This is a genomic window from Rhodococcus sp. NPDC127527 (assembly GCF_042672245.1).
Lineage (GTDB): Bacteria > Actinomycetota > Actinomycetes > Mycobacteriales > Mycobacteriaceae > Rhodococcus_G.
Genome location: NZ_JBHXVP010000015.1, coordinates 55,616 through 82,099, shown reverse-complemented (window position 1 = coordinate 82,099; position 26,484 = coordinate 55,616). Strand labels below are relative to the sequence as shown.

The 26,484-nt window shown below is 69.2% G+C and carries 15 protein-coding genes and 1 pseudogene; 1 reads left to right on the top strand and 15 read right to left on the bottom strand.

Going from position 1 to position 26,484, the window contains the following annotated elements; translation table 11 throughout:
- Window positions 1–169: 169 nt before the first annotated feature.
- From ACFVH2_RS21465 to ACFVH2_RS21400, 14 genes and pseudogenes are all read right to left on the bottom strand, one after another.
- A complete protein-coding gene (locus ACFVH2_RS21465; protein ID WP_378426208.1) occupies window positions 170–9,790 on the bottom strand; it encodes an amino acid adenylation domain-containing protein in 9,621 nt (3,206 codons plus the stop codon).
- A 429-nt stretch (window positions 9,791–10,219) separates the two neighbouring features.
- The gene (locus ACFVH2_RS21460) at window positions 10,220–11,113 is read right to left on the bottom strand and encodes an oxygenase MpaB family protein (protein ID WP_378426206.1); all 894 of its coding nucleotides are present in this window, start codon (window positions 11,111–11,113) and stop codon (window positions 10,220–10,222) included.
- A gap of 13 nt (window positions 11,114–11,126) precedes the next feature.
- Window positions 11,127–11,738: a mce associated protein mas1a gene (locus ACFVH2_RS21455; RefSeq protein WP_378426204.1), complete on the bottom strand. Its 612-nt coding sequence runs from the start codon at window positions 11,736–11,738 to the stop codon at window positions 11,127–11,129.
- Window positions 11,728–12,945: an MlaD family protein gene (locus ACFVH2_RS21450; protein ID WP_378426203.1), complete on the bottom strand. Its 1,218-nt coding sequence runs from the start codon at window positions 12,943–12,945 to the stop codon at window positions 11,728–11,730. Before ACFVH2_RS21450 ends, ACFVH2_RS21455 begins: the two co-directional genes overlap by 11 nt.
- A complete protein-coding gene (locus ACFVH2_RS21445; RefSeq protein ID WP_378426201.1) occupies window positions 12,942–13,994 on the bottom strand; it encodes an MCE family protein in 1,053 nt (350 codons plus the stop codon). Before ACFVH2_RS21445 ends, ACFVH2_RS21450 begins: the two co-directional genes overlap by 4 nt.
- Window positions 13,994–15,178 (bottom strand): MCE family protein, encoded by a 1,185-nt coding sequence (locus ACFVH2_RS21440; protein WP_378426199.1) that lies wholly within the window; start codon window positions 15,176–15,178, stop codon window positions 13,994–13,996. The genes ACFVH2_RS21445 and ACFVH2_RS21440 overlap by 1 nt, the downstream gene beginning before the upstream one ends.
- Window positions 15,175–16,221, bottom strand: coding sequence for an MCE family protein (locus tag ACFVH2_RS21435; RefSeq protein ID WP_378426245.1), 1,047 nt, complete (start codon window positions 16,219–16,221; stop codon window positions 15,175–15,177). Before ACFVH2_RS21435 ends, ACFVH2_RS21440 begins: the two co-directional genes overlap by 4 nt.
- Window positions 16,221–17,270 (bottom strand): MCE family protein, encoded by a 1,050-nt coding sequence (locus ACFVH2_RS21430; RefSeq protein WP_378426197.1) that lies wholly within the window; start codon window positions 17,268–17,270, stop codon window positions 16,221–16,223. Before ACFVH2_RS21430 ends, ACFVH2_RS21435 begins: the two co-directional genes overlap by 1 nt.
- Entirely contained in the window at window positions 17,267–18,520 is a 1,254-nt protein-coding gene (locus ACFVH2_RS21425; protein ID WP_378426195.1) for an MCE family protein, read from the bottom strand. The genes ACFVH2_RS21430 and ACFVH2_RS21425 overlap by 4 nt, the downstream gene beginning before the upstream one ends.
- 1 nt (window position 18,521) lies before the next feature.
- On the bottom strand, window positions 18,522–19,382 hold the full coding sequence (locus ACFVH2_RS21420; RefSeq protein ID WP_378426193.1) for an MlaE family ABC transporter permease: 861 nt from the start codon (window positions 19,380–19,382) through the stop codon (window positions 18,522–18,524).
- The gene (locus ACFVH2_RS21415; protein WP_378426191.1) at window positions 19,382–20,191 is read right to left on the bottom strand and encodes an ABC transporter permease; all 810 of its coding nucleotides are present in this window, start codon (window positions 20,189–20,191) and stop codon (window positions 19,382–19,384) included. The genes ACFVH2_RS21420 and ACFVH2_RS21415 overlap by 1 nt, the downstream gene beginning before the upstream one ends.
- A 255-nt stretch (window positions 20,192–20,446) precedes the next feature.
- Window positions 20,447–22,027: a fatty-acid--CoA ligase FadD5 gene (gene fadD5, locus ACFVH2_RS21410; protein ID WP_378426189.1), complete on the bottom strand. Its 1,581-nt coding sequence runs from the start codon at window positions 22,025–22,027 to the stop codon at window positions 20,447–20,449.
- A 195-nt stretch (window positions 22,028–22,222) separates the two neighbouring features.
- Window positions 22,223–23,013, bottom strand: a pseudogene (locus ACFVH2_RS21405) (enoyl-CoA hydratase-related protein).
- Window positions 23,010–24,002 carry an NAD(P)H-dependent flavin oxidoreductase gene (locus ACFVH2_RS21400; RefSeq protein WP_378426243.1) on the bottom strand — a complete coding sequence of 331 codons (993 nt, stop codon included), beginning with the start codon at window positions 24,000–24,002 and terminating at the stop codon, window positions 23,010–23,012. The pseudogene ACFVH2_RS21405 and the gene ACFVH2_RS21400 overlap by 4 nt, the downstream one beginning before the upstream one ends.
- A 304-nt stretch (window positions 24,003–24,306) precedes the next feature.
- Here ACFVH2_RS21400 and ACFVH2_RS21395 point away from each other — a divergent pair, with 304 nt between their 5' ends.
- Window positions 24,307–25,530: a TetR/AcrR family transcriptional regulator gene (locus ACFVH2_RS21395; protein WP_378426187.1), complete on the top strand. Its 1,224-nt coding sequence runs from the start codon at window positions 24,307–24,309 to the stop codon at window positions 25,528–25,530.
- Between the two features lie 56 nt (window positions 25,531–25,586).
- On the opposite strand, the gene ACFVH2_RS21390 is transcribed toward ACFVH2_RS21395, so the two are convergent.
- Window positions 25,587–26,480 (bottom strand): oxygenase MpaB family protein, encoded by an 894-nt coding sequence (locus tag ACFVH2_RS21390; RefSeq protein WP_378426185.1) that lies wholly within the window; start codon window positions 26,478–26,480, stop codon window positions 25,587–25,589.
- Window positions 26,481–26,484: the final 4 nt, after the last annotated feature.

Below are 26,484 nucleotides of genomic sequence, written 5' to 3'. Positions count from 1 at the left end.
ACACAAAAGTGCCTACAAAGCTGGCTACCACTTTCTTTTCGTTTAGGTTGCGTCGGTTGCTCGAGTTGCTATGACGGCCCCACCGACTTGGTGTCGCGGGCGCCAGATCCCTTGGCCCCCCGCGACTGGGTCAAAGATACGGGACTATCCCGACAGCACGACCGGAGGATCAGCGGCCCGCGACCAGTCCGATCGGGTCGGCCGACCCGGCCTCGACGAGGGCGTGGGCATCGGCCACCAGCTTGTCGACCACGTCCGCGAAGCCGTCCCCGGCCCCGCTACCGCCCGCAGCCAGCAGGATCGTCGGGACCAGGCTGGTCAACGCGGTGGTGACGATGGCCTCCACCGCCATCCCCCGGTCCGCGAGCGAGGCGGTCAACAGCTTCAGCCGCTCGTCCATCTGGCCGTAGGTGACCTTCACGCCGTCGTGCTCGAGCGCGATCGCGTCCGAGTTGGACTCGGCCACCGCGGCCACCAGCCGCGGCAGGTCGTCGACGGTCGGCGCGGCGGCGGTGCGACCGACCACCTCCGGGGCATCCCAGATGTCGATGTCACCGACCACGGCGTCCACGTCGGCCACCACGGTCCGGACGAGGTGCAGGAACCGGTCCGCGAACCGGATCACCGTCGCCTCGTCGAACAGGTCGGTCGCGTAGAAGAACGAGGCCGACACACTCGCCACCGCACCCGCCTCGTCCCGGTTCTCCACGAGGGTGAGCTTGAGGTCGGTCTTGGCCGCGACGAGCCCACTGTCGAACTCGGTGGCGGTCAGCTCCGGCAGCTCCAGCGTCGGCCTGCCCAGGTTCTCGAACGAGAGCATGACCTGGGCCAACGGCGAGTACGACGGAGACCGCACCGGGTTCAGCCGCTCCACCACGCTGTCGAAGGGGACGTCGGCGTGCGCGTACGCTTCCAGGTCCGTCTTCTTGGCCCGCTGGACGACCTCGCCGAAACCGAGGCCGCCATCCACCTCGGTGCGCAGCACCAGGGTGTTGACGAACATGCCGACCATCTCGTCTAGTTCGGCCTCACCACGACCGGCCACCGCGGTCGCGATCGCAATGTCCTCGCTCGAGGTCAGACGGGACAGCAGCGTCGCGAGCGCCGCGTGCATCACCATGAACAGCGTGGCACCGCTGCGACGGGCGATCTCGTTCAGACCGGTCACCAGGTCGGCGTCGATCTCGAAGTCGACCTTCCCGCCCTGCATCGACAGCCGGGCCGGCCGCGGGCGGTCGGTGGGCAGCTCGATCAGCTCGGGCATGCCGGCGAGGGTTCCCTCCCAGAAGTCGAGCTGACGCCCAGCCAGCGACTCGGCATCGTCCTCGGCGCCGAGCACCTCGCGCTGCCACAGCGCGTAGTCCGCGTACTGCACGGCCAGCGGCGTCCACTCCGGGGCGTGGCCGGTCACCCGCTGGCCGTACGCCAGCATCACGTCGCGGGCCAGCGGACCCATCGACGCACCGTCCGCGCTGATGTGATGCACGACCAGCGCCAGCACGTACTCCTGGTCGTCGACCTGGAGCAGCCGGGTGCGCAGCGGCGGGGTCGTGGTGACGTCGAAGCCCTGCGAGGCGAACTCCACCAGCGCGGTGGTGACCGCGTCCCCCTCGACCGGCACCGGGACCAGATCGATCTGGACCGACGAGACGGGCAGCACGACCTGCCGCGGCACCCCCTCGTCGTCCGGGTACACCGTGCGGACCGACTCGTGGCGGGCCAGCACGTCGCCCACGGCCAACTCGAGCGCGTCGAAGTCGAGGCGGCCGTACAGCCGGACCGCGATCGCGATGTTGTAGGCCGCCGATGCCGGGTCCAGCCGGTTGATCAGCCACATCCGTTGCTGCGCCAGCGACAGCGGCACCTGCTCCGGGCGCTCCGCGGCAACGAGCGGCGGCCGCGGGGCGCGGCCCTGGGCGCTGACCGCCCGGGCAGCCAGCTCGGCGACCGTCGACGCCTCGAACAGGTCCCGCACCCCGAGCGCGGAACCGACCGCCGAGTTGACCCGGGCGATCACCCGGGTCGCCGAGAGCGAGTTGCCACCCAACGCGAAGAAGGAGGCCGTCGCGGAGATCCGGTCGGTCCCGAGCACGTCGGCGAAGACGCCTGCCACGGCCACCTCGACCGGAGAGCCGGGCTCGACGTACTCGCCCGCGTCGGAACCGAAGTCCGGGTCCGGCAGCGCCTTACGGTCGAGCTTGCCGTTGACCGTGAGCGGCAACGCGTCCAGCAGCACGATCGCGGACGGCACCATGTGGCTCGGCAGCGTCGCGCCGACGAACTCCTTGAGTTCGGCGGCCTCGACGGTCTGCCCGGCCACCGGCACCACGTACGACGCCAGCAGGACATCGCCGGTCGGACCGGGTCGGCCGACGGTCACCGCGAAGTCCACCGCGGCGTGCGCGTCGAGCGCAGCGTCGATCTCGCCGAGCTCGATCCGGAAACCGCGCACCTTCACCTGGAAGTCGCTGCGTCCCACGTACTCGATCTCGAGGCCCGCGGTCACATCCCCCGCTTCGCTCGTCTCGGCCCCGGACGCCTCGACCCAGCGCACCACGTCGCCGGTCCGGTACATCCGTGCGCCGGCCTCCCCGAACGGGTTGGCCACGAAGCGATCCGACGTGAGCGCCGACCGCCCGTGGTAGCCGCGGGCCACCGCCGGGCCGGACACGTAGAGCTCACCGGAGACGCCGACCGGAACCGGCCGCAGCCGCGAATCCAGTACCACCGCGGACACGCCGCGGATCGGGCCGCCGATGGTCACCGGACCGCCGGGGACGAGGGCGGCACTGATGTTCGTGGCGACCGTGCCCTCGGAGGGCCCGTAGGCGTTGAACATCGAACGGCCGACGGCCCAGCGCGAAACCAGGTCGGGGCCGCAGGCATCGCCGCCGACGATCACGGCGGTGACCGCGTCGAGGCCGGCCGGGTCCACCGTGGCCAGCGCCGCGGGCGTCACGAAGGCGTGCGTCACCCGCTGCGAGTCGAGGAGAGCGCGCAGTTCGTCGCCGCCGTAGATCTCCGTCGGCGCGATCACCATGGTCGCGCCGGCACCGACCGCGAGCAGCAGCTCGAGCACCGAGGCGTCGAAGCTCGGTGACGAGAAGTGCAGGGAGCGAGACGAACTCGTCACCGAGTAGCGCTCCCGCTGCTCGGTCGCGAAGTTCTCCAGGCCGGCGTGGGTCACCACGACGCCCTTCGGCAGCCCGGTCGAGCCGGAGGTGTAGATGACATAGGCGGTGTGCTCGGGACGAAGCGGCGCGAGCCGGTCCTCGTCGACGATCGCGTCGGCCCGCAACTGCGCGCACCGCGCCTCGAAGGCAGGGTCGTCCAGGACCACCCAGTCCACCGAGTCGGGTAGCGCGTCGCGGTGTGCGGCGAGCGTCAGGCCGAACCGCACGCCGGAGTCGGAGACCATGTGCTCGATGCGGTCGGCCGGGTAGGCCGGGTCGATCGGCAGGAAGGCGCCGCCCGCCTTGGTCACCGACCACACGCCGAGCACCGACTCGACGGATCGCGGCAGAGCCAGCGCGACGAAGGCCTCCGGCCCGATGCCCGCGTCGATCAGCGCCCGCGCCACCCGGTTCGAACGCTCGTCGAGTTCGCGGTAGGTCAGTTCCCGGTCGCCTGCCACCAGCGCCGGTGCGGCCGGGTTCACCGCGACCGCAGCCGCCATCAGCTCGGGCAACGGTGCGCCTGCGGTGCCGCCCGCACCGCGGACCGGGACGAGGCGGTCGCGCTCGGCGGCATCGAGCAGGTCGAGCGCGCCGACCTTCGCGTCGCTGTCGGTGGCGAAGGCCTCGAGCACCGTCAGCAGCCGGCGCTGGAACCCTTCGACGTCCTCGCGGGAGAACGCCGTCGGCAGGTACTTGAAGTTCAGTTCCAGTGTGCTGCCGAGGATTCCGACGACCGCCAACGGGTAGTGCGAGCCGTCCTGCACACCGACGTCGAGAAGCCGCAGGCCCGCGATGTCCGACTCGTCGGTCACGCCCTGCCGGTCGACGGGGTACGACTCGAGCACCAGCAGGGTGTCGAACAGGTCGCCCTTGCCCTCGGCGGTGATGATCTCGCTCAGGCCGACGTACTGGTGACCGAGCAGCTGCGCCTGTTCCTGTTGGACCCGCGTCAGCAGCTGCGCCACCGACTCCTCGGGGTCGACGCTCACCCGGACCGGGACGGTGTTGATGAACAGGCCGACCATCGACTCGACGTCGGCCAGCTCCGCCGGCCGACCCGACACGGTGGCGCCGAAGAGCACGTCGTCACGCGCGGTGAGCTGCGCGAGCACCACGCCCCACGCGGACTGCAGCAGCGTGTTGGTGGTGACCTCGAGCCGGCGCGCCAGCTGCCCCAGCCGACCGTCCAGGTCGGCGTCGAGCACCACGGAGACGTCGTCGGACGCGGCGACCACCGACTCCGCGCCGGCACGGGCGGCCAGCATCGTCGGCTCCTCCACGTCGGCGAGGGTGCGGTGCCACTGCGCGCGGCTGGACTCGGCATCCTGCACCGCGAGCCACGCGAGGAAGTCCTTGTAGGTGCGCACCCGCGGCAGCATGTCGGACGAACCGGACGCGGCGTACAGGGTGAGCAGGTCGCGCACGATCAGCGGCGTAGACCAGCCGTCCGCGAGGATGTGGTGGTTGGTGACCGTGAGGACCCACCTGTCCGCGTCCGTGCGGATCAAGTGGAACCGGGTCAGCGGCGCGGTGGTGAGGTCGAACCGGGTGGCCCGGTCGACCTGCATCAGCCGGGCCAGCTCGGTGGCCCGCACGTCGGCAGGCAGCACCGACAGATCGGTCTGCGTCCACGGCAGCGCCACGTCGTCGAGCAGCACCTGCAGGACCTCGCCGCCCTCCTCCTCCTGCACGAAGACCGTGCGGAAGACCTCGTTCCGGTCGATCAGGGCCTGCCCGGCCGCGCGCATCCGGTCCGCGTCCACCGCGCCGCCCAGTTCGAGCACGATCTGGGCGGTGTAGACGTCGACGTCCTCGGCCAGCAGCGAGTGGAAGTACATGCCGTGCTGCAGCGGCGAGAGCGGCCACACGTCGACGAGCGCCGGGTAGCGCTGCTCGAGCCGCTCCACCTGCTTCTGCGACAGCGTCACCAGGTCCAGGTCCGACGGCGTCAGGCCGCCTGCCGTCTCGTCGGAGGCGTGGGTCGCCACGGCCTCGAGTGCGCGCGCCCACCAGTGCGCGAGATGCTCGGCCTCGTCCTCGGTGAGCAACTCGGACGCGTAGGTGAACGACGCCGCGAGGTGCGCGCCTGCGCCCTCGCCCTCGATGCCGGCGTTGACCTCGACCGTGGCCGAGAGTGCCGCGTCGGTGTCGTGCGCCGACAGGAAGCCGCCGATGCCGACGGAGTCGTCCGGCGTCCACGGCGCACCCGCGAGGTCCTCACCCAGCGCCGCGGCGGTGCGGCCGAGGTAGTTGAACATGATCTGCGGCGTCGGAAGCTCGCCGAGCCGGCTGCCGGTGTCCTCGCGCAGGTGCCGCAGCAGCCCGTAGCCGATGCCGCCGTCGGGCACCGCCAGCAGCTGCTCCTTGACTGCCTTGACCACCGATCCCGCCGCGGGACCGCCGTCGAGGGCCTCGTCGACGTCGAGCCCGTCGAGGTCCAGCCGCACCGGGAAGATGTTGGTGAACCAGCCGACCGTCCGGGACAGGTCCGCGCCGACGATCACGTCGTCGTCGCGGCCGTGACCCTCGAGCGCCAGCAGCACCGAGGACTCGTCCACCCCGCGGTCGCGGCGCCAACGGGTCACCGCCAGCAGCAGCGCCGCGAGCAGACCGTCGTTGACACCTCCGTGGAAGGCGCGGGGCACGCTGGTGAGCACGGCGTGGGTGACCTCCGGGGAGAGGTCGATGCGCACCGTCCGTGCGGTCGCGGAGGTGTCACGCGCCGGGTCGAAGGCACGCGCACCGAGCGCCGGGTCCGGCGCCTCGAGGGTGCGCTGCCAGTGGTCGAACTCGCTTGCGCGAGCATCGCTCCGGGCCTCGTCCCGCAGCGCGTGCGCCCACCGGCGCACGGAGGTGCCGACCGGCTCGAGCGGCGACGGCCGACCGACCGCGACACGGGTAGCCGCGATCGCCAGGTCCGGCAGCAGGACACGCCAGGACACGCCGTCGATCGCGAGGTGGTGGATCACCAGCAGCAGGCGGGCGGCGCCGGACGGTGCACGCAGCCACACGGCCGCGACCAGCAAGCCGGCTGCCGGGTCGAGGCGGCCGGCGGCCGCGTCGAGCTGCTCCGCGACGGTCGACTCGAACTCGGCGGTGCCGGGTTCGGCGGTGACGTCCACCCGGGTGAGCACGTCGGCGGCCTGCACCGAGCCGACCTCCCGGACCTCGAAGGTCCAGTCGTCGTCGGTCCGGGTCAGCCGGGACCGCAGTGCGTCGTGATGGTCCAGGACTGTCTGCAGCGCGCCGCCGAGGACCTCCTCGGACAGGTCCCCGGCCAGGTTGAGCAGGATCCCCTGTGACCGGCGCGCGAACGGGCCCTGGTCCAGCATCCAGCGTCCGACCGGCAGCAGCGGCAGCTCGCCGACGCCGCCGCCGGGCAGCTCCTCGAGCACCGACGCCACGTCATTGCTGAGGGCGCGCTGGGTGACCAGTTCGGCGAGCCGGGCGACGGTCTTGCAGTCGAACACGTCGCGGGTGTTGAAGACGACGCCCGCCTCCTTCGACCGGGACACCAGCTGGATCGACATGATGCTGTCGCCGCCGAGCGCGAAGAAGCTGTCCTCGATGCTCACCTCGCCGAGGCCGAGCACGTCGCCGAAGACGGTCGCGATTGTCTTCTCGAGCTCCGTGACCGGTGCGACGTACTCCACCGTCCGGGTCTTGAAGTCCGGTTCCGGCAACGACTTCCGATCGATCTTGCCGTTCGCGCTGAGCGGCAGGTCGTCGAGCGTGACGATCGTCGACGGCACCATGTAGCTCGGCAGGTGCAGCCCGGCGTACTCGATCAAGCCGGTGACGTCGAGCTCGACGCCGGGTGCGGGGACCGCGTACCCGATCAGGCGCTGACCGAGCTCGCCCTCGTGCATCAGCACCGCGATCCGGACCACGTCGGGGTGACCGAGCAGCACCGCCTCGATCTCGCCGAGCTCGATGCGGAGCCCGCGGATCTGGACCTGGAAGTCGCTGCGGCCCTGGTACTCGAGCTCGCCGGCGGCATTCCACCACACCACGTCGCCGGTGCGGTACATCCGTCCGCCGTCGGCGGCGAACGGGTTCGCCACGAACATCGAGGACGTCAGGGCGAACCGGCTGCCGTAGCCGCGCGCCACGCCCTCGCCGCCGACGTACAGCTCGCCGGTGACGCCGGGCGGCACCAGCCGTAGCTGCGGGTCCAGGACGTACACGTCGAGGTTGCCGATCGGCTCGCCGATCGCGATCCGCCCCTCCGGGTAGGAGGTGTCCACGGCGGCGATCCGATGCGAGGTGACCATGTCGGTCGCCTCGGTGGGACCGTAGTTGTTGTAGAGCCGCACCCCGGCGGCCTCGAGCTGCGCCAGGCGGTGCGGACGCACGGCCTCGCCGCCGAGGAACACCGCGCGCAGGCGCGGCAGCACGGCCCGGGTGTCGTGGTCGAGCAGCACGTTGAACGCACTCGGGGACATGTTCGCGATCGCGACGTCCCCGCGCTCGACGATGCTCAGGATCTCGACCGGGTCGAAGCCCTCGGCGGGCAGGTGCAGCACCGCACCCTCGGCCAGCGCGACCCACACGTTCTTCTGCGTCTGGTCGAACACCGTGGCGTTGCCCACCAGGACACCGTCGCCCTCGGCCAGGCCGAGCTCGCCGCGGTACCACTCGACGATGTTCGCGAATCCGCGCATCGGGACCAGGGTCGGCTTGGGACGCCCGGTCGAGCCGGAGGTCGAGATGACGTAGGCGAGCCGGGTGTCCGCCTCACGGTCCCAGGATTTCGGCACGGGCGAGGCGTCGAGGTCCGCGATGCGGGCCTGCGCAATCGGGTCGTCGAGCAGGATCATCGAGGCGTCGTATCCGGCGGCGCCTGCCCAGGCGCTCGTCGCGACGAGACATCGCACGTCGCAGTCCTCGAGGAGGGCCTGCGCCCGCTCGACGGGCGCGGCGACGTCGACAGGCGCGTACGCGGCACCGGCCTTCCACACCGCCAGCATGCTGACGAGCCAGTCGATCGACCGCGGCACGATCAGGGCGACGACGTCGTCGACGCCCACCCCCCGACCGACCAGTTCACGGGCCAGCCGGTTGGCCCGACGGTCGAGTTCGCCGCGGGTGACGCTCAGCTCGCCCGCGACCGCGACCACTGCCGACCGGTCGGCGGCGACCCAGCTGTCCCAGCGGTCGGTGATGTCCGAGTCGAAGGGCACCGGGGCGCCGGCACCGGCGGCAAGCAGTTGCTGCGCCTCGCCGTCCGCGAGCAGTTCCATCCGGTTGACCACAGTGGAGCCGTCAACGGACAGGAAGGTCCGCAGGTAGTTCAGGAACCGGTGGTGGTAGCCGCCCAACTCGCTCTCGGAGTACAGGTTCGGGTTGCCCTCGAAATCGATCTGGATGCTCTTGCCGGCCACGCTGGGGTAGAGGTTGACGGCCAGGTCCTCGACCGGTCCGGTGCTGAGCACCTTGAACCGGCCCGTGAAGGCACCGAGCCGGATCTCGCGGTGGAACATCATGATGTTGATCGACGGGCCGAAGAAGCCCCGCTCACCGGAGACGGTGCCCGCGTCGCGGCGCATGTCCTCGTGCCGGTACATCTGCCTGCGCAGGGCCCCGGTCAGCGCGAGGTTCGCCTCCGAGATCAGCTGGTCGACGGTGGTGTCGGCGCCGATCCGGAGCCGGATCGGGACGACATTGGACACCATGCCGCCGGACCGACGGAGCACCGCGTTCGCGCGCGCGGAAACCGGCAGGCTGAGCACCACGTCGGCACTGCCGGTCATGCCGGCGAGGTAGGCGGCGAACGCCGCCACGATGGCCGGCGTCTCGCCCGCGACGCTGCTGTTCGCCGTCGCCGCGAGCAGCTCCGAGGTGTCGGCCGGGACCCGCTCGCCTGCCACGGTGGCATGCGAATCCACCGGCGCGGTGCGCCCGCTCAGGCTCAGCGGCGCGGGCAGATCGGCGACCTGGCCGGCCCAGTACTCGCGGTCCCGCTGGAAACGAGGCGAGCTGCGGTACGCCTGCTCGCTGTTGTAGATCTTGACCAGGTCTTCGGCGTCGCCTGCCTCGATGTCGCGCCCCTCCGCGATCGCGGTGTACAGCTCCGCGGCGCGGGTGAGCAGGGTCATCGCGCCGAACCCGTCGAGCGCGATGTGATGGATCCGGCAGTACCAGTAGCTGTGCTGCTCGCCGAGTTTGAGCACGGTGGACACGACGAGCCGGTCCTCGTACAGGTCGAGTGGCGAGCCGAGATCCTCGCGCATCCACTCCTGTGCCGCGGCTACCGGGTCGTCGCGGTCGGAGAAGTCGAGGACGCGGATGTGATCGTCGATGGTCCGGTCCACGAACTGCTGCGGGATGCCCTCGCCGCGGGCGAGTCGCAGGTAGCCGGAGCCGAACTCCTTGCCGGTGATCTCGTTGGACGTGGTGAGGATGTCGATGTCGAGCAGGCCGTCGACCTCGATGTACTGAGCGATGGTGAGCGGGACGTCCCCCGCAGCCTGCTGGGCGAACCACATTCCACGCTGGGCCGACGAGAGCGGAAACTGGACGGAGGCCTCCGGGTTCGCGTCGATGCGCGAGCCCTCCTCCGACGTTCCACCTGCTCCGACTGCACCCAGGGTGTCCAAGGTTCGCTCCCCCATCTCGACGACGCTCCGTCGCTGTATCTCGTCGTGGTCTGTCCAGGGCATAGGGATCCCTATCGCTCCACTCGTCTCATCGTGTCGGCGCCGCCCTTCGTTAGCCCGCCCTCTCCGTTTCGCACGCCGGACGGCGTAAGAAATACGCCAACACACGATGATATGGCCGCACTCGACCCACCTACCGGCAATCGACCACTTCGTCGACCACCGCGGCAGCAGGCCCTCCGTGTTGGCGCGAGTGGCAGTCCGCCCGAAATCATCCCACACCGGAACGTCAGGTCCGAACCCGCAGCGCCCGTCGCGCGCACGCGGGTGCTGCCGGGTGCGATGACGGCGCGACGAAGTTCCGCGCATCCTGTCCGCTGACCAGGACCGGGGCTACCGTCCAGTAGATCTGACCAGGCGAACCAACCGGCGTGGCGTGTGCCACTAGACCAACTTCTTCCCCCGCCGCATTCGACGGCGCAGGTCGCGCAGCAGGACGTGGTTCGCCCCGTGCCGGACGAAGCGCGGCAGGAACCGGTTGACGAAGGCCACGAACACGAACAGGTGCTCGAACCGCCTGCGATCGGTCGCGGTCCATTCGAGTCCCAGTTGCTCCCGGAACAGCGGCGGCAGGAAGCCGGTCGTGAGGAAGCTGAGGAGGTTCCCGAAGACCAGCCGCATCGGCCACGCGATCATCCTCAGGTCCACCAGGTCCCTCAGGTAGTCGCGCACGGTGTCGTCGATCTGCACCCGCTGACACGCGTGATTCCAGTAGTCGTCGAACTCCGCCCGGGTCGCCGGCCACATCTCCTCGGTGACCTGCAACGTGGTGCCGAGGGTCGACGAGGACCGGTAGAACGCCTCGGCCTGTTCACCGGTCATCCGCCCGTGCAGCAGCTGGTGGGTGTCCTCGAAGCCGATGAACAGGCACGCCGCCACCCACAGCTGCAGGTCACGGCTGAAGGCGTTGTACTTGACGGGACTGTTCTCGTCGGAGCGCACCTGCCGGTGCGCACCGTTGACCGCCTCCCGGTAGGCGGCGCGCTCATCCTCGGTCCCGAGGATGGCGACGGTCAGGTACTGGAACGTGGTGCGCGCCCGCTTCCACGGATGCCGGACCAGGCTGCCCGACTCGACCTTGCTCTCGATCACCCCGTACGCGACCTCCGGCCAGCCCAGTTGCATGATCACGTTGGCCGCGCCGCCCGCGAAGGACCAGAAGTCGAGCGCGTCGGTGAGGTCGGCAGACGCGGCGGACCCCGTGCGTACCGGCGAGGTGATCGCGATCCGCGTCTGCGCCGTCGTCAGCAACCGGTCCGGCGTGTGGTGCGTGGGCATCGCGGTGTCTCCTTCACTTCGTGTCGACGTTGTCGACGACCCAGCGGTCGCCGTCGCGCAGGAGGGTGACGACCATCCGGTACTTCTGGGAGTTGCCGTCCGGCGAGACGACGTTCTTCGCCTGCTGGTCCACGAAGACGAGCACCACGGCCCCCGAGTCGTCGAGACTCTCGACCGCCACGTGATCGGCGGTCGCCGTGGCCTGGCCCTTGCCGTCCGTCACGATCTGGCGCAGCGCATCGACCATCTGGTTGTACTTGTCTGCGAAGCCCGGGGTGGACATCTCCGCGATCTTCTGCCGGTTCGCGTCGAGAGACTGGAAGTCGAAGGAGGACAGCGCCACCGAGTAGTCGCGCGCGGTGTCGACGGCCTCGGCGCGCAGCGTGTCGAGCTGCCGGGCGTGCAGGACCGATACCAGCAGTGTCGCGCAGGCCGCCGTCAGTCCGACGACGAGCAGCAGTGCCGCCAGCGTGCGCGGGCGCCGCAGTCGCCGAAGGGTCCGGCGCACCGGGCCGGCACCGTGCCCGTCTGCTTCCGGCCGCGGGTCGTCCACCCGCGCCTGTTCCTCGTCGGGCACCGCGTCCATCACGGCGGTCGTGGCGGGGTCGACGTGCTCACTTGTCATGCGGGAGTTCCTCCAGGAGCTTCTTCCAGTGGTCGAGCGCCTCGACCCCGGTCGGAACGAGAATCGGGTCGTCGACCACCGGAGGTCCGATGGTCGTTCCCGGCGTCGTTGCATTCTGCAGCCCGAGGTCGTTGGGCCGCGGGGCGTTTCGGGCGCCACGTTGCGCGATGTTCTTGCCCGGCGGGCAGTAGTAGGTGAGGTTCGGTTGGGTCGGACTCTCGTCCCCGACCGCCCGCCGCACGGTGTCGTAGTTGCACACCGGGCCCTGCGTGGCCACCAGGGTGAAGTTCGCGCGGTCACCGGTGACGATGGACTGCAGCCTGCCGAGACCCTGCGGAATCTCGGTGAGACCCGACGCCAGCGCCGCGGTTCGATCGGAAATGATCGGCTCGACGGTGACCAGGTTCGCGAGCAGGGCCCCGAATGTGTCGTGGTAGCGGTCGAACAGTTGCTGCGCATTGCCGAGCGCCTGCGGCGAGGTGTCGGCGAGGTACACCAGCACCGGCTTGTTCGAGTCGAGTTGTTCGGTGAAGTTGCGCGCGGCGGACATGCCGTGGACGAACGAGTCCGCCTGTCCCGCCATCGTTCCCACCAGGCCGGCCGTGCGGTCCAGGAGCGACTTCAGCATCGGGGCCTGCGCGTCGAGTTGCGCCGACAACGTGTCGCCGGTGTCGATCATGCGGGCCATCGCCGGGCCGAGCCCGTCGAACGAGGCCCCGAGTTCGGTGCCGAGGTCACTGACGGCCTCGGGGTCGATACCGTCGAGCAGTCGGGAGGCCTCGACCATCATCTCGCCCATCTGGACCGGCTGCTGGTCGGCAGGGGCGGCGAGTTCGTCGCCGTTCGCGAGGAACGGGCCGTCACCGGTGTTGGGGAAGATGTCGACGTTCTGGATTCCGGCGGCGGTGCCCATCCCGACCTTCGCGACGCTGTCGCGGGGAATCCTGGTGCCCGGGTCCAGGTCGAATTCCACGCGCGCGCCGCCCATGTCGGGCTCCAGCGCGACGCCGGCCACCTTGCCGACGGTCACGCCGCGGTAGGTGACACTCGTACCCGCCGTCAGCCCCAGGGCGTCGGTCATCCGGGAGTGCACGCGGATCGAGTCTCCGAACGCCTGTGGTCCGAGCACGTAGTGGATCCCGAACGGGATCACCACCGCGGACGTCAGCGCGAACAGGATCAGCTGGACCAGCACGAGCCGCCTCATCGGACACCTCCCGCGAGCAGCGCCGTCAGGGTGCCCGCGGCGGGCGTGGTCGCCGGGCCGGTGACCACCGGTCCGCCGGTGAGCAGCTTGTCGATCCCGCCCGGGATGTCCAGTGCGCCGTCGAAGTTCAGGTAGTCGCCGTGCACGGAATTGCCGAAGTTGCCGAGGAAGGTGTTCATGTTGGCCAACGTCGTGCCGATCCTGCCGTTGAAGCTGTTCAGCGCCGAGACCACCGCGGAAGCATCCCTGAGGGTCCCGTCGAGCCCTTGGGGCGAGGCCGCGAGGATTGCGTCGGTGTTGGTCGCGAGGGTGGTGGTCGAGGCGAGCAACGAGGCGATCGAGTCCCGCTGCCGGGTCAGGAGGGTGACGGTTTCCGGCATCGAGTCGAAGTAGCCGTCGACGACCTTCTGCTGACCGGCCAGCTGCTGCGTGACGCGTGCGGCGAGGTCGATGGCGGCGTCGAAGTCGCTCTGGTTGGCGGTGGCGCTGCCCAGGAGGGTGGTCATGGTGTCCATCAGCCCGCGAACCTCGCCGGAGCGCCCCGCAAACGCCTTGTTGAGCTCGTCGACGACGGTGTGCAACTGGCCGATTCCGCTGCCGCTGACGATCGAGCCGAGCGTCGCCAACGCGCTCTCGATCTGCGGCCCGATGGTGGTACTGGACTCGGCGATCACGTCACCCTCACGCAACGGTCGATCCGACGGCCGGGCGGGCGCGATCAACCTGATGAACGGATTACCCAGCGCCGACGGCAGTTCCACGGCCGCCTCCACGTTGTCGGGCAGTTCGGGGTCGCGCGCGAGGCTGAGCCGGACCCGCGCGCCCACGGTGTCGGTGGACAGGTTCGCGACCCTGCCGATCACCTTCTGGCCGTTGCGGACGTCGGCGCCGAGCAGCAGTCCCTCGGCGGTGGCGAGCTGCAACGTCACCGCATAGTCCGGGCCGTCCGCGGTGCGGCCCAGGGGCAGGTCCTGCATCCCCACCCCGCACCCGGAGAGCACGAGGCACCCGATTCCGAGAGCACCCAGTCGAATCACACTGCTGCGCATCACTTCCCCCTCGATGGCAGCGCGCCCCCGCTGAGCGCGGAGACGATGCCGAGCGGATCGGAGGCACTGACCGGGAACGAGATCGGGTTGGTCAACCCGGCCCCGGTGCACAACGGCAACGGGTACTTCTCGCACAGCGGCTTCGCGACGGCGAACTGAGTGAGCGCGGTCGAGACGTTCAGCCGGATCCGGCCGCGATTGTCGGGGCCGACGGAGTTGGACAGGTTCTGCATCAGCAACGGCACCACGTCCATGAACTCCGCCAGGCCCGCCTGGTTCGCGGCCAGGGTGTCGCCGACGGTACGCAGGTTCCCCGCGATCGCGCCGACGTCGTCCCCGTGCGCGGCCATGAATCCGTTGACCTGGTCGAGCACCACTCGCAGTTCCTGCAGCGGGCCGGCGATGTCGACCCGATTCGCCGACCATTCGTCGCCGAGTTCACCGAGTCCCTCGACCAGCGCGTCCAGGTTCACCTGCCTCGCGTCGAGCGCACCCGTCAACGCGTTGAGGTTCGCCACCAGTGCGCCGATGTCCTCGGCGCGGGCGCCCACCACTCCCGTTGCCGCACTGAGGTTCTTGACCGCGGTGTTGAACTGCTCACCGTGTCCGCGCCAGCTGTCCGCGGCCTTGGTGAGCAGTTCGCCGGTCTTGGCGCCGGAGGATCCGGGTGCGCCCGGCGCCCCACCCCCGAGCGCCTCGGTGAGGGTGCTGATGCTGCCCATCAGCCCGTCGAAGTCGATCGGCGCGTGGCTTCGTTCGGCGGGGATCTCTGCACCGTCCTCGAGCTTCGGACCGCCGGAGTAGGTCGGGCCCAGTTCGACGTGACGGTCACTGATGACCGAGGGGTTGAGCACGTAGGCGCTCGCCTCGGCGGGCAGGTCGACGTCGTCGGGCAGTGTCAGCGTCACCCGGACCACGGCGCCCTGCGGCTCCACCCGCGTGACGGAGCCGACGGGGACACCGAGCACGGTGACCTTGCTGCCGGGGTAGACCCCGCCCACGTAACTGAAGTTCGCGTACACGGTCTTGGTGTTGTCGGTGTGGGCGAACACGAACCACCCTGCGGTGGCGAGCGCTGCGACGAGCACGAGCGCGGTGACGACCCGCGGCCACCGGCGGCGATCGGTCGGGACCCGGTCGTCGACGGTGTCGGTCGGTGGCTGCAGTACGGCGGTGGTGGTCATCGGCACCCCTGCATGACTCCGATGGCGCACAGCGCGTTGTCCGGAATGACCGCGGCGGGCGCGTTGACGTCGGTCCAGGCGCCGTTGCCGGTCGCGTCCGCGGCCGAGCGCAGCGCGGGCGGCACCCGCTCCATCAACTTGCCGATGTTCTCGGCGTTGCTCTGGAGGGTGCCGGTGATCGAGACGAGATTCGCGGCCAGTTGCCCGAACTCGTCCTGGTGCTCGGTCATCGTCGTGGACAGCGTGGACAGGACCGCTCTGAGGTTGTCGACGAGTTGCGTCAGGGCTTGCTTGCGTACCGCGAGGATCTGCACCACGGTCTGCGCGTTAGCCACGGTCGTGGTCAGCGACTCGCTCTGTCGGACAACGAGGTCGGAGAGCGATCGAGACATCGCGAGAAGTTGGTCGACCTGTCGACCGTTGCGGGCGAAGGCTGCCGAGGCACCACTCAGCCCGGCCAGGGTCTTGCCGAGCTGGTCCGAGTCGGCCGGCATCACTTGCGACAGGGTGGTCATCATCGCCTGCATCGACTCGAGGTCCACGCCCTTCGCGGCCGCCGTCGCGTCCCGGCTGACCTCGTCGAGGCTGTACGGCACGGTGGTCCGCGAGCGTGGAACCACGTTGTCCTCGAACACGACTCCCCCAGGTACCACCTCGAGATAGCGCTTGCCGAGCACCGTCGCCAATCGCACCGTCGCGGTGGTCTGGTTGCCGAGCCGCTGCCCGTTGTCCAGCCGGAAGTCGACCCGCACGTGATCGCCTGCCAGCTCGATTCCTTCCACCCGGCCCGCGGGCACCCCGGCGACGTACACCGGGTCACCATCCGAGAGTCCGCTGGCATTCTCGAACTCCGCCACGTAGGGACTAGTCCGGATCTGGTACCACGCCTTCGGTGCGCCGATCGCGACCCCGAGCCCGGCCACCAGCACGACGATCCCGAGTGCGCCCAGGGCCATCGGGGTGCCGCTGTTCGGCCGCCGGTCCCCCTTGAACAGGAACGTCGCCATGCCGACGAAGACGTCGATCAGCTTGACCAGGAACATCATGAGCACACCGGCGAGTGCGTCGGTCCGAAGATGTTCGCTTCCACGTCGCCCGCCTTCAGGGTGAAGTTGCACAGGTAGAGGTTGACGAACCCGCCGTAGCTGCCCATCCGGTTGATCGTGGCCCCGAACTCCGGCATCTTGGCGACGAAGGCGTTGAACTCGTCGGTGCTGGCGATCCAGCTGTCGGTCACCGACTTCACGTCGGTCACCGTCTTGCCGAAGGCACCGTTGGACCGAGCCATGGACTGCGCCAACTGCGCGACCGCTCGGTTGCCGTCGCCGAGCAGCGCGACGAGTTGGTCGCTGTTGCCGGCGATGGTGGTCGTCAGCCCGCTGAGACCGGCGAGCAACTGTTCGAGCTGAGGCGCCCTGGCGTTCACCGAGCCGAGCAGCGATGCCAGGTTGCCGACGAGTTGGGCGAGCACGTCCTGTCGGTCGGCGAGGCCGGTGCTCAGCGAGCCGATCTGCGAGAGCAGGGTGGCGATCGTCTGCCCCTTGCCGCTGAAGGTCTCGACGAATCCGCGCGTGAGTGTATTGACCTGGTCCGGCGCCAACGCGTCGAACAGCGGCCGGAAGCCGTTCATCAGGGCGGTCAGGTCGACCGGCGGGGTGGTCTGCGCGATCGGGATCACCCCGCCCGGGTTCAGCGTCGCCGCCGGCAGTCCGGCAGCCGTGTTCTCGATTGCCGCGCCCGCCGCCTGGGTCAGTGCGATGTAGCGCGCTCCGAGCATGTCGCCGTACCGGACGGCCGCCGTCACGTCCCGGGACAGCGTGTGCCCGGATTCGACCTCGATGCCCACCACGGCCTTGCTGGTTCCGCCGCCCGCGTCGGCGAACGCGATCGAGTCGACACGGCCCACCCGCACGCCCGCCATGGTGACCGCGTTGCCGGGGCCCAGTCCCTCCACGTCGGTGAACTCGACCGTGTACTCATCGGTGTCCCCGCGTACCGGCACCGACAGCGTGTTCGCCACGAAGGAGGCGCACAGCACCCCGGTGACGCAGAACCCGATCGCCTTCGCCACGGGAACCCAGTCGATCTTCATCGCACGCTCACCTCGTTCCCGCGGATCATCGGCCCGAGCATGACGGTGGTGGCCGGGTTCGGCGCCGACGCGCCCGCCGGTGCGCCGCCGATTCCCGCCTCGAGCAGCTTCAGTACGGGGGCCTCGCGATCGCCGTCGACGACACCGGCGGCGCTGACGGACGCCGGCGCGGCGAGCTGCGGCGTCGGTCCGGGCGGCGCTGCCGGCTGCGACTGCCCGCACTCCGCGCCGTACTCGGCGCCGTAGTGCGGGCAGTCGGCGCCCGTGTACGGGAGCGGACCGGCGAACGACGGCACCGCGGTGATGTTGAACTTGCCGGTCGCGAACACCCGCGCGCCCGCCGCACCGAACGTCTCTGCCCCGGCGAGGGTGTCCACCAGTCCCGAGGTGTTCGCCGCCGTGGTCGCGAGGATCTTGCCGGTCGAGTCCGTCACGGTGATGATCCGGTCACGCTGCTCCCCGACGAACGCGGCTGTCACCGTGGCGAAACTCGCCGCCGCGCCGAACATCGCGGTCAGCTGTCCACCGTGCTCGACCATGCTCTGCGACACCGAGGTCGCGGCCGTGAGGGTGGCGAGCACGTCCGGGGTCGCGGCGTCGAGAGCCGCCATGACCGATCGGAACTCCGGCGTGGTGTCGAGGAGTCGCTGCGCCGACGGTGTCAGCGCCTGCGACGCCGACCCGAGCCGGTCCACGATCCGGCCGATCGTCTCGCCGCGACCGTCCAGCGCCTTGCCGAGCGCCGTCAGCGCGGTCTGCATCTTCTGCGGCTGCATGTGGTCGAGAAGGTCGACCATCTTCGTGTAGACCCCGTACAGCGCCACCGCATCCGGACCGGTGTCCACTCCGATGGTGTCGCCGTCCGCCAACGGCGCAGACGACCTCGCGTTCGGTCCGTCCACCAACTGGATGTAGATGTCCCCGAAGAAGGTTCGCGGTACCACCCGAACCAGTACATCGGACGGTACCTGCTCGATCGAGTCCGAATCGATCTGCAGCCGGACCACGGAGGACGTGGTGCCCGAGTCGATTCCGGCGATTCGACCGATGTTGACGCCGGAGTAGCGCACCGGCGCCTCCCCGGTGATCAGACCGGCGGAGGCGGGGATCGCGACGATCACCTCCGGGTTGCGGTGCAGGTTGCCCGATCCGCGCATCACCATCACGACCGCGACGACGACGCCGACCAGCACCGCCAGCGCTCCCCTGAGTGCGAGCCGCGCCCTCGAACGTCCCGTGAACTGGTCCATCTCAGACACCCAGCCCCGGGATCTCCGGGACCAGACCCCACAGCGCGAACGTCATCAGCACGTCCAGTACGCCGATGGCGAGAATCGCCGTGCGCAGCGCGCGGCCTGCGGCCTGCCCGACGCCCGCAGGCCCGCCCGCGGCGTAGTAGCCGTACGCGCAGTGCACGAGCGAGACGACCGCGGCGAACACGACCGCCTTGAGCGCCGAGTAGACCAGGTCCTGAGGCGAGAGCGCGAGGTGGAAGAAGTAGTCGTAGGTGCCCGCGGAGGCACCTCCGAAGAAGACGATGACCAGCCGCGTCGACAGGTAGCTCGCGAGCAGTCCGACCATGTAGATCGGGATGACACAGACCATCGCGGCCAGCACCCGGGTGCCCGCCAGGAAGGGGATCGACCGGATCGCCATCGCGTCCAGAGCGTCGATCTCGTCGGAGATCCGCATGGCACCGATCTGCGCGGTGAATCCGGTTCCGACCTTGGCCGCCAACGCGATCGCCACCACCACAGGCGCGAGTTCACGGGTGTTCGCGATCGCCGAGAGCATGCCCGACATCGTCGTCATGCCGACGAGCTCGAGTCCGCGCTGCGTCTCGACCCCGAGCATCATGGCCGCCGCAAGGGACATGGCGAACACGATGCCGATGGTGCCGCCGCCGGAGAGCAGCGAATTGGTGCCGAAGCTGACCTCGCTGATCTGGTCGAGCACGTGCTTGCGGTACCTGACGAGCGCGAACGGGATCGACGCGACGGTGCGCCCGTAGAACGTGACGTGCTTGCCGACGTCGATCAGCCCGCCGTAGACGGCCCGGACCGGTGCCGTCGTGCGGTGCCGCACCCGGTGCATCGTGTCGAAACCGACCATCAGTAGGCCCCCACCGCGGGCACGATCACGGTGTAGAGCGCGGACAGCGCGGTGTTGACGATGAAGACCAGGGCGAAGGCGATCACGACGGCCTCGTTGACCGCGTCGGCGACGCCGCGCGGGCCGCCCTTGGTGTGCAGGCCCTTGAAGGTCGCGACCAGCGTCGAGGTGAGGCCGAAGATCGCGGCCTTCACGAGCGCCATGACGAAGTCGGACATCCGCCCGTACTGACTGAAGGTGGCCATGAAGGTTCCGGCCGGAAGATGTTGGACGTAAATGTGATAGAGGTAGCAGGCCATGACGCCACCGAAGGTGACCATCGAGCAGAGCGCGAGGGACACGACGACCGCGGCGACCAGGCGCGGTGCCACGAGGCGCTCGACGACGTCGATACCCATCACCTCCATGGCGTCGACTTCCTCGCGAATCTTGCGAGAACCCAGGTCGGTACAGATCGCCGAACCCGCCACGCCGGCCATCATCAGCGCACACACCAGGGCCGCAGCCTGACCGACGATGATGAAGGCGACCACCGCCCCGGAGTAGCCACCCGCACCGATCCGACCGGCGAGCTCTCCGACGGAGACCGCGATGAACACACCGATCGGGATCATCAGCAGCAGTGAGGGTCCGGTGCTGACCCGTCCGATGAAAAGGGTCTGGTTGACGGTCTCGCTCAGCGACAGCCTGCGGCGCAGCACCACCCGGACCAGCGCCACCAGTGACATCACCGCGAAGCCGATCAGGTAGCCGCCCTGGTTCGCGACATCGCGAACCGGCCCCTTGGCTACCGGCAACTCGTACGTCACCCTCGCGCTCCCCCCGTGCGTTACGACAACTGTCCCGCCCCGACACTCGATCGAACGTGTGAAGCGTCTCACAGCACGTCGACCATCACAAGCATTATGTGAACGAATATTCGCACTGCCAGCAGCGCGGATCTCCTTGTACGATTTCGCTTTCCAGCGAATCACTCAGGCATTAACCACCCTTTGCCCGACTGGTAGCTCGGGACATCGGCGCGCCGGATTCGAAGTGAACCGTCCGACGCACCGATGTCGAGCTCAGCCGGCGGTGACGGTCAGCGACCCGTGGTTCTTGCGCAGCTCCCATTTGACGACCTTGCCGCTTGCATTGCGCGGCAACGAGTCGACGACGACGAGTTCCTTCGGGTGCTTGTACCGGGCGAGCCGATCGTCGAGGAAGGCGGACAACTCTTCGAGGGTCAGATCCTCGCCCTGCAGTGCGACGACGGCGACCGGAACCTCGCCCCATTTCGGGTCCGGGCGTCCGATCACCGCGGCCTCCAACACCTTCGGGTGGCTGAAGAGGGCATTCTCCACCTCGGCGCAGTAGATGTTCTCGCCACCCGAGATGATCATGTCCTTCTTGCGATCGACCACGAACACGAAGCCCTCCTCGTCCTGGCGCACCAGGTCACCGGAGTGGAACCAGCCGCCTGCGAAGGCGTCGCCGGTGGCCGTGGGATTGCGCCAGTAGCCGCTCATCATCGTCGGACCGCGGTACACGATCTCGCCGACCGTCCCCACCGGCACGTCGTTCATCTCGTCGTCGACGATGCGCGCCTGGATCGTGGGGATGACCTTGCCGACCGAGCCCAGCTTGCGCAGCGCGTCCTCGCCGTCGAGCACGCAGGTGATCGGCGACATCTCGGTCTGCCCGAACACCGCGACGTTCAGCGCGCCGGGGAACGTGTCGGCCATCGCGCGCAGCACCACGTCGGAGGCGGGCGCCGCACCCCAGCTGATCACGCGCAGCGCCAGATCACGCTGCCGCACCGTCGGATCGGCACACACGGCCTGCCACTGCACCGGCACGAGGAAGGCGGTGGTGACCCGCTCGGATTCCCAGACGTCGAGCAGTTCCGCCGGGTCGAAGGCGCCGAGCGGGTGAATCACGGTCGGAACACCCAGCACCAGGCTCGGCGCCATCGAACCGAGCGCGGCGATGTGGAACATGGGGGACGCGCAGAAGCCGACGTCGTCGCCACGGTCCATCCGCAACGCCCGAATGCAGGTCAGCGCCTGCGCCTGCAGATTCGCGTGCGAGAGCACCGCACCCTTGGGACTTCCGGTGGTGCCCGAGGTGTACATGATCAACGCCGGAATGTCCTCCGGCAGATCGACTGCCGCATGGGACTCACCCTGCTCGGCGACGAGCTCCTCGTAGCCGAGGACGCCGTCGCCTCCCTCCTGCCCGACCACGACCGCCTGGCTCAGTTCAGGCACCTGCTGGCGGACCGCCGCGACGAGCGGCGACAGCGGGACGTCGGTGACCACGGTCGTGGCCCCGCTGTCGGTGACGATGAAGGCCATCTCCGGCGGCGTCAGCCGGAAGTTGACGGGAACGGCGATGGCGCCGAGCGCGTTCACCGCGAGGACGGCCTCGAGGAACTCCGGCCGGTTCAGCATGACGAGCAGCACGCGGTCGCCGAACCCGACCCCACGCCGGGCCAGGGCGTCGGCGAACGCCTCGGACCGCGAATGCAGGCCGGACCAGGTGGTGGTCGCACCCTGGAAGCGGAGTGCGGTGGCCTCCGGGCGCATGGCCGCGTGCGTTGCGACCTGGTTGTTCCAGTGGTTCCGGCGAGAGAGCAGCGGCTGCGAGAGAGGATCGGGAGACATCGGTGTAGGTCCTTCCCTGTACGGAGACTGACTGTCGGCGCGGCGGCCGCACCTTCCGGATGCGCCAAGTATGGCAATCGGACGGGCGATCCGCGGCGGTTTTGTTAACAAGAATTCGCAATGTGCGGACGTCGGGAATCGGGGTGCGTCACCCAGCTCCGGAGGGCGATGCCCGGAGCGGGCCGGGGCCACGGCTCACGACCCGAACACCGGTCGCCTCCGGCCGAGCATCGCGGCGACGCCTTCACGAAAGTCGCTCGCCGCCAACAGTTCCGCCTGTCCGTCGGTCTCGAACTCGAGTGCCTCGTCGATTCGGGCCAGGGTGGCCGCGGTCAGCGACCGCTTGGTCAGTTCGATCGCCCGCCGCGGACCCGCGGCCAGCCTCGCCGCGACCGCGTCGACGTGCGCGGTCAGGTCGTCCGCCGGGAGCACGCGGGCGATCAATCCGGCCGCGGCCGCCTCTTCGGCGCCGAGCCGGTACCCAGCAGCGCCATCTCGCTGGCCCGCGCCCGACCCACGGCCGCCGGCACGAGCAGGCTGGATCCCCCGTCCGGCATCAGTCCGACGTTGACGAAGGCCAGCAGGAAGTAGGCTTTCGGCGCGGCGAACGCGAGGTCTGCCGCGATGGCGATGGATGCACCCACTCCCGCAGCGGGCCCGTCGACCTGAGCGACGACCGGTACCGGCAGAGCCAGGATCGCCCGGACGACGCGGTTGGCCGCCTCCATCACGATGCGGGGTTCTGCCTGGGGTCCGTCCGCCGCCGCCATCAGGTCGGCGCCCGTGCAGAAGGCACCGCCCTCGCCGGAGAGGACCACCACCCGGACTTCCCGTTCGGCCGCGCGACCGGTCAGCAGGTCACCGAGGGCATTCATCGAGGCGAGGTCGAGGGCGTTCATCCGCTCCGGTCGCACAAAGGTGATGCGTAGGACTCCGTCGGCGATCTCGGCGCGCAATCCCTGCACGGATTCACGGGTGCCGGTCATGGCCGTGCTCCGTCGGTTGCGCCGACGAGCGCCTGGAGCCGTCCGACGATCAACTCCCGAGCCTCCTGCACGATCCGAGTCACCAGTTCGGCGACGGCGGGGACATCGTGGATCAGGCCCTGGCACTGGCCGACAGTCCAGATTCCGGCGTCGAGATCGCCCTCCTCGAACACCCTCCGGCCGCGGGCGCCGGCGACGAGATCGCGAATGTCGCCGAAGGTCGCGCCGCCCCTGCCTTCTATCTCGACAACCTCTGTGCTGACCGCGTTCTCCGCGACACGGGCGGTGTTGCCGAGGGTGCGGAAGATCAGCTTGGTGTTCCGCTCGGTGTTGGCGACGATGGCCCGCTTGACCTCGTCCGCCACCGGCGACTCCTGCGTACACATGAAGCGGGTGCCCATGTTGACGCCGTCGGCGCCCAGAGCCAGTGCCGCCACGAGCCCACGGGCGTCGGCGACACCACCCGACGCGATCACCGGGATCCGTACCCGCTCGGTCGCGGCGGGAATCAGCACCAGGCCGGGCACGTCGTCCTCACCGGGGTGCCCCGCGCACTCGAAGCCGTCGATGCTGACGGCATCCACGCCGACCTTCTCGGCCTTCACCGCGTGCCGGACGCTGGTGCACTTGTGGATCACCTTGACGCCCGCGTCCTTGAAGTACGGGAGGTGGTCCACCGGGTTCGAACCCGCCGTCTCGACGATCTTCACACCGGATTCGACTATCGCCTGCCGGTACTCCGCATACGGCGGCGGGGTGATCGACGGCAGAATGGTCAGGTTGACGCCGAACGGCTTGTCCGTGAGGTCGCGACAGCGAGCGATCTCCTTCACGAGCGCCTCGGGGGTCGGCTGGGTGAGCGCGGTGACGAACCCGAGGGCACCGGAGTTCGCCACGGCCGCCACGAGTTCGGCACGGCCCACCCACATCATGCCGCCCACGGCGATCGGATGGTCCACACCGAAGGTCTCGGTGAATCGCGTCCTCAACACGTCGGAACTTCCTTCCCGACCGGCCGGTATTCGGACATGGCTCCCCTTCGACTGGGGCAGGATTGCGAGTCGCTCGTGATCGACCTCGCAGTCCGCCGTGACAACGATCACACACTGAGAATCTGGGTTAACTTTCATGGACGGAGCACCGCGTGTCAAGACCCAAATCGGGTGCCACTTCTCGAATTGCAATGGTTTGACTGGCAATTCGCGAGTCGAAGCGGTTCCGATCGGGCAGCATCCGCTTCGAGGAGTCCGACTCTCGATTAAGATCTGCGGCTAGTGACGTCAGGAGATGCCGATGACCCAATCGACCCGCGGCCGGTCGGTTCCGGAGTCCGCGCCGACGCGGAAACGGCCGAAGGACCGCAAGGCGCAGATCGCCCTGGTCGCCGCGCAGGCCTTCAGCGAACGCGGTTACCACGCCGTCGGAGTCGACGAGATCGCCGCTGCGCTCGGGATTTCCGGCCCGGCACTGTACCGGCACTTTCCGAACAAGTACGCACTGCTCGTACAGGCTGCACTCAGCACGGCCGGCCAGCTCCGCACCACGGCCGAGAACGCCGCCGAGAACGCCGGCTCCGACGAGGAGAGGCTCGACCTGGTGTTGCGGGCACTGATCGCCACCACTGTGGAGCACCGCCGCACCGGCGGCCTCTACCGCTGGGAGGGCCGCTATCTGCAACCGGCCGACCGGGACCGGATGCGCGCCGACTTCGCGGCTCTGAACCTGACCCTCTCGCGGCCCCTGCGGCGCCTTCGCCCCGAGCTCGCGGAACGGGACGCCGGGGTGCTCGCCACCGCCGCCCTCAGTGTCGTCGGCAGTGTCACCGCGCACCGATCCACGCTGGCCACCAAGCGCATCGAGAAGCTGCTCCTGCCGACTGCCTGGCGGGTACTGCGCTGCGACCTGTCCGGGGCGCCACCCGCACGATCCACGCTCGACGACCCCGCCGCACCACGCGGGCTCGCGGTCACCTCCAAGCGAGAGGTGTTGCTCGGCGAGGCTATGAAGATCTTCAACGCGCGCGGCTACCACGAGTCGACCATCGAGGAGATCGGCGCGGCCGCAGGGATCAACGCCTCCAGTGTCTATCGCCACTTCCCCAGCAAGGCAGACCTTCTCGTGGCCGCGTTCTACCGTGCATCCGATCGCCTGGCGGTGGCCACGGCGGCTGCTCTGAGTGCGTCCACGGACCCGGTGGAGGCACTCGGTCGGCTCTCCGAGTCGTACATCGATCTCGCCTTCGGCCACCCGGAGGTGCCGACGGTCTACTTCGCCGAGATCGGGAACCTGCCCAGCGGGGACCGCACCGATCTTCGCAACGTTCAGCGCCTGCACGTCGAGGAGTGGGTGCACCTGCTCGTCGCCACGCAACCGGAGCTGCCCGCCGTCGAGGCCAGATTCCTGGTTCACGCGGCGCTGGGCCTGACCCTCGACGTCGGTCGCCTGCTGCACTTCGACACCGGTGCGCGCGCCCGCGGGCAGATGCAGACGCTGATGTTGACGGTGCTGCGCACCTGAGCGAACCGACGCCACGGGCGGCGCCGCACCTGCGCAGCGCCGCCCGTGCGCGAATGTCAGTGGCGCCCGCGGTCCTGGTCAGTTCCGAGGTCGCTCGGGCGGTACCCGACCGGGTATCCCGGGTAGGTCCGGTTGCCCGGCTGGTGGGTCGACTTCGACCTGGCTCGACGAGGAAAGAGCACCAGCACCCTCGCGCGTCCGACGAGAGCCACGTCGGCCGCGGACCTGATCCAGGCGGGTGCCGCACGGAAGCCGAAGGCCGAAAGCATCATCGGGTCGAGCATGGCGTTGACGCCGACCCCCACCGCGGGTCGGATCACCCGCGGAAACCAGGAGCAGAACAGGTCCCGGGTGTAGGTCCCGATCGCGTGATTGTCGTCGGTGTACCGGAAGTGGTCGTGTTCGTAGTCCGTCTTGAAGCGGTACAGCTCCTGGAAGTCGTCCGGAATCTCACGAATCCCCATGCGCAGTCCCACCTCTCGATAGAAGTGGAATGCGGCGAGCCGCTCGTTCGGGTGCAGCCTGCGCCAGCCGTACCGATCGATCCAGTCCAGCGGCTCGTAGATGAACGTGGTGAGCACGTACAGCATGTCCGCATTGTCGATGTCGTACCTGCCGTGCATCCGGTTCACCACGCGCAGCGATTCCCGACCACGGGCCGAGTCGTAGCCGTGCTCGACCAACTCGGCCATCAGCAGTGCCGTGTCGTCGTACCGCTTCTGTGGCCGCTTCTCGAACTCCCCGGTTTTGCGCAGTAGTGCCGAGATGGTCGGGACGCAGTAGGTGCGGAACAATGCGAGCTCGAGCGAACGGGTGTAGTCCCAGGGGAATTCGAACCCTGCGGTGATCCGGTGGATCTCCTGGTGATCGGCGATCGGATCGAGCTGTTCGATGCGGCGTAGCCAGCCGTACCGGCCACGCGGCGCCGGGCCCCCGTCGGTCAACAGCATCGTC

Excerpts from the sequence above, each read along its gene's own strand:
- ACFVH2_RS21465 (WP_378426208.1), bottom strand. The coding sequence starts at position 9,790 with ATGGGGGAGCGAACCTTGGACACCCTGGGTGCAGTCGGAGCAGGTGGA.
- ACFVH2_RS21460 (WP_378426206.1), bottom strand. The coding sequence starts at position 11,113 with ATGCCCACGCACCACACGCCGGACCGGTTGCTGACGACGGCGCAGACG.
- ACFVH2_RS21455 (WP_378426204.1), bottom strand. The coding sequence starts at position 11,738 with ATGACAAGTGAGCACGTCGACCCCGCCACGACCGCCGTGATGGACGCG.
- ACFVH2_RS21450 (WP_378426203.1), bottom strand. The coding sequence starts at position 12,945 with ATGAGGCGGCTCGTGCTGGTCCAGCTGATCCTGTTCGCGCTGACGTCC.
- ACFVH2_RS21445 (WP_378426201.1), bottom strand. The coding sequence starts at position 13,994 with ATGCGCAGCAGTGTGATTCGACTGGGTGCTCTCGGAATCGGGTGCCTC.
- ACFVH2_RS21440 (WP_378426199.1), bottom strand. The coding sequence starts at position 15,178 with ATGACCACCACCGCCGTACTGCAGCCACCGACCGACACCGTCGACGAC.
- ACFVH2_RS21435 (WP_378426245.1), bottom strand. The coding sequence starts at position 16,221 with ATGTTCCTGGTCAAGCTGATCGACGTCTTCGTCGGCATGGCGACGTTC.
- ACFVH2_RS21430 (WP_378426197.1), bottom strand. The coding sequence starts at position 17,270 with ATGAAGATCGACTGGGTTCCCGTGGCGAAGGCGATCGGGTTCTGCGTC.
- ACFVH2_RS21425 (WP_378426195.1), bottom strand. The coding sequence starts at position 18,520 with ATGGACCAGTTCACGGGACGTTCGAGGGCGCGGCTCGCACTCAGGGGA.
- ACFVH2_RS21420 (WP_378426193.1), bottom strand. The coding sequence starts at position 19,382 with ATGGTCGGTTTCGACACGATGCACCGGGTGCGGCACCGCACGACGGCA.
- fadD5 (WP_378426189.1), bottom strand. The coding sequence starts at position 22,027 with ATGTCTCCCGATCCTCTCTCGCAGCCGCTGCTCTCTCGCCGGAACCAC.
- ACFVH2_RS21395 (WP_378426187.1), top strand. The coding sequence starts at position 24,307 with ATGACCCAATCGACCCGCGGCCGGTCGGTTCCGGAGTCCGCGCCGACG.
- ACFVH2_RS21390 (WP_378426185.1), bottom strand. The coding sequence starts at position 26,480 with ATGCTGTTGACCGACGGGGGCCCGGCGCCGCGTGGCCGGTACGGCTGG.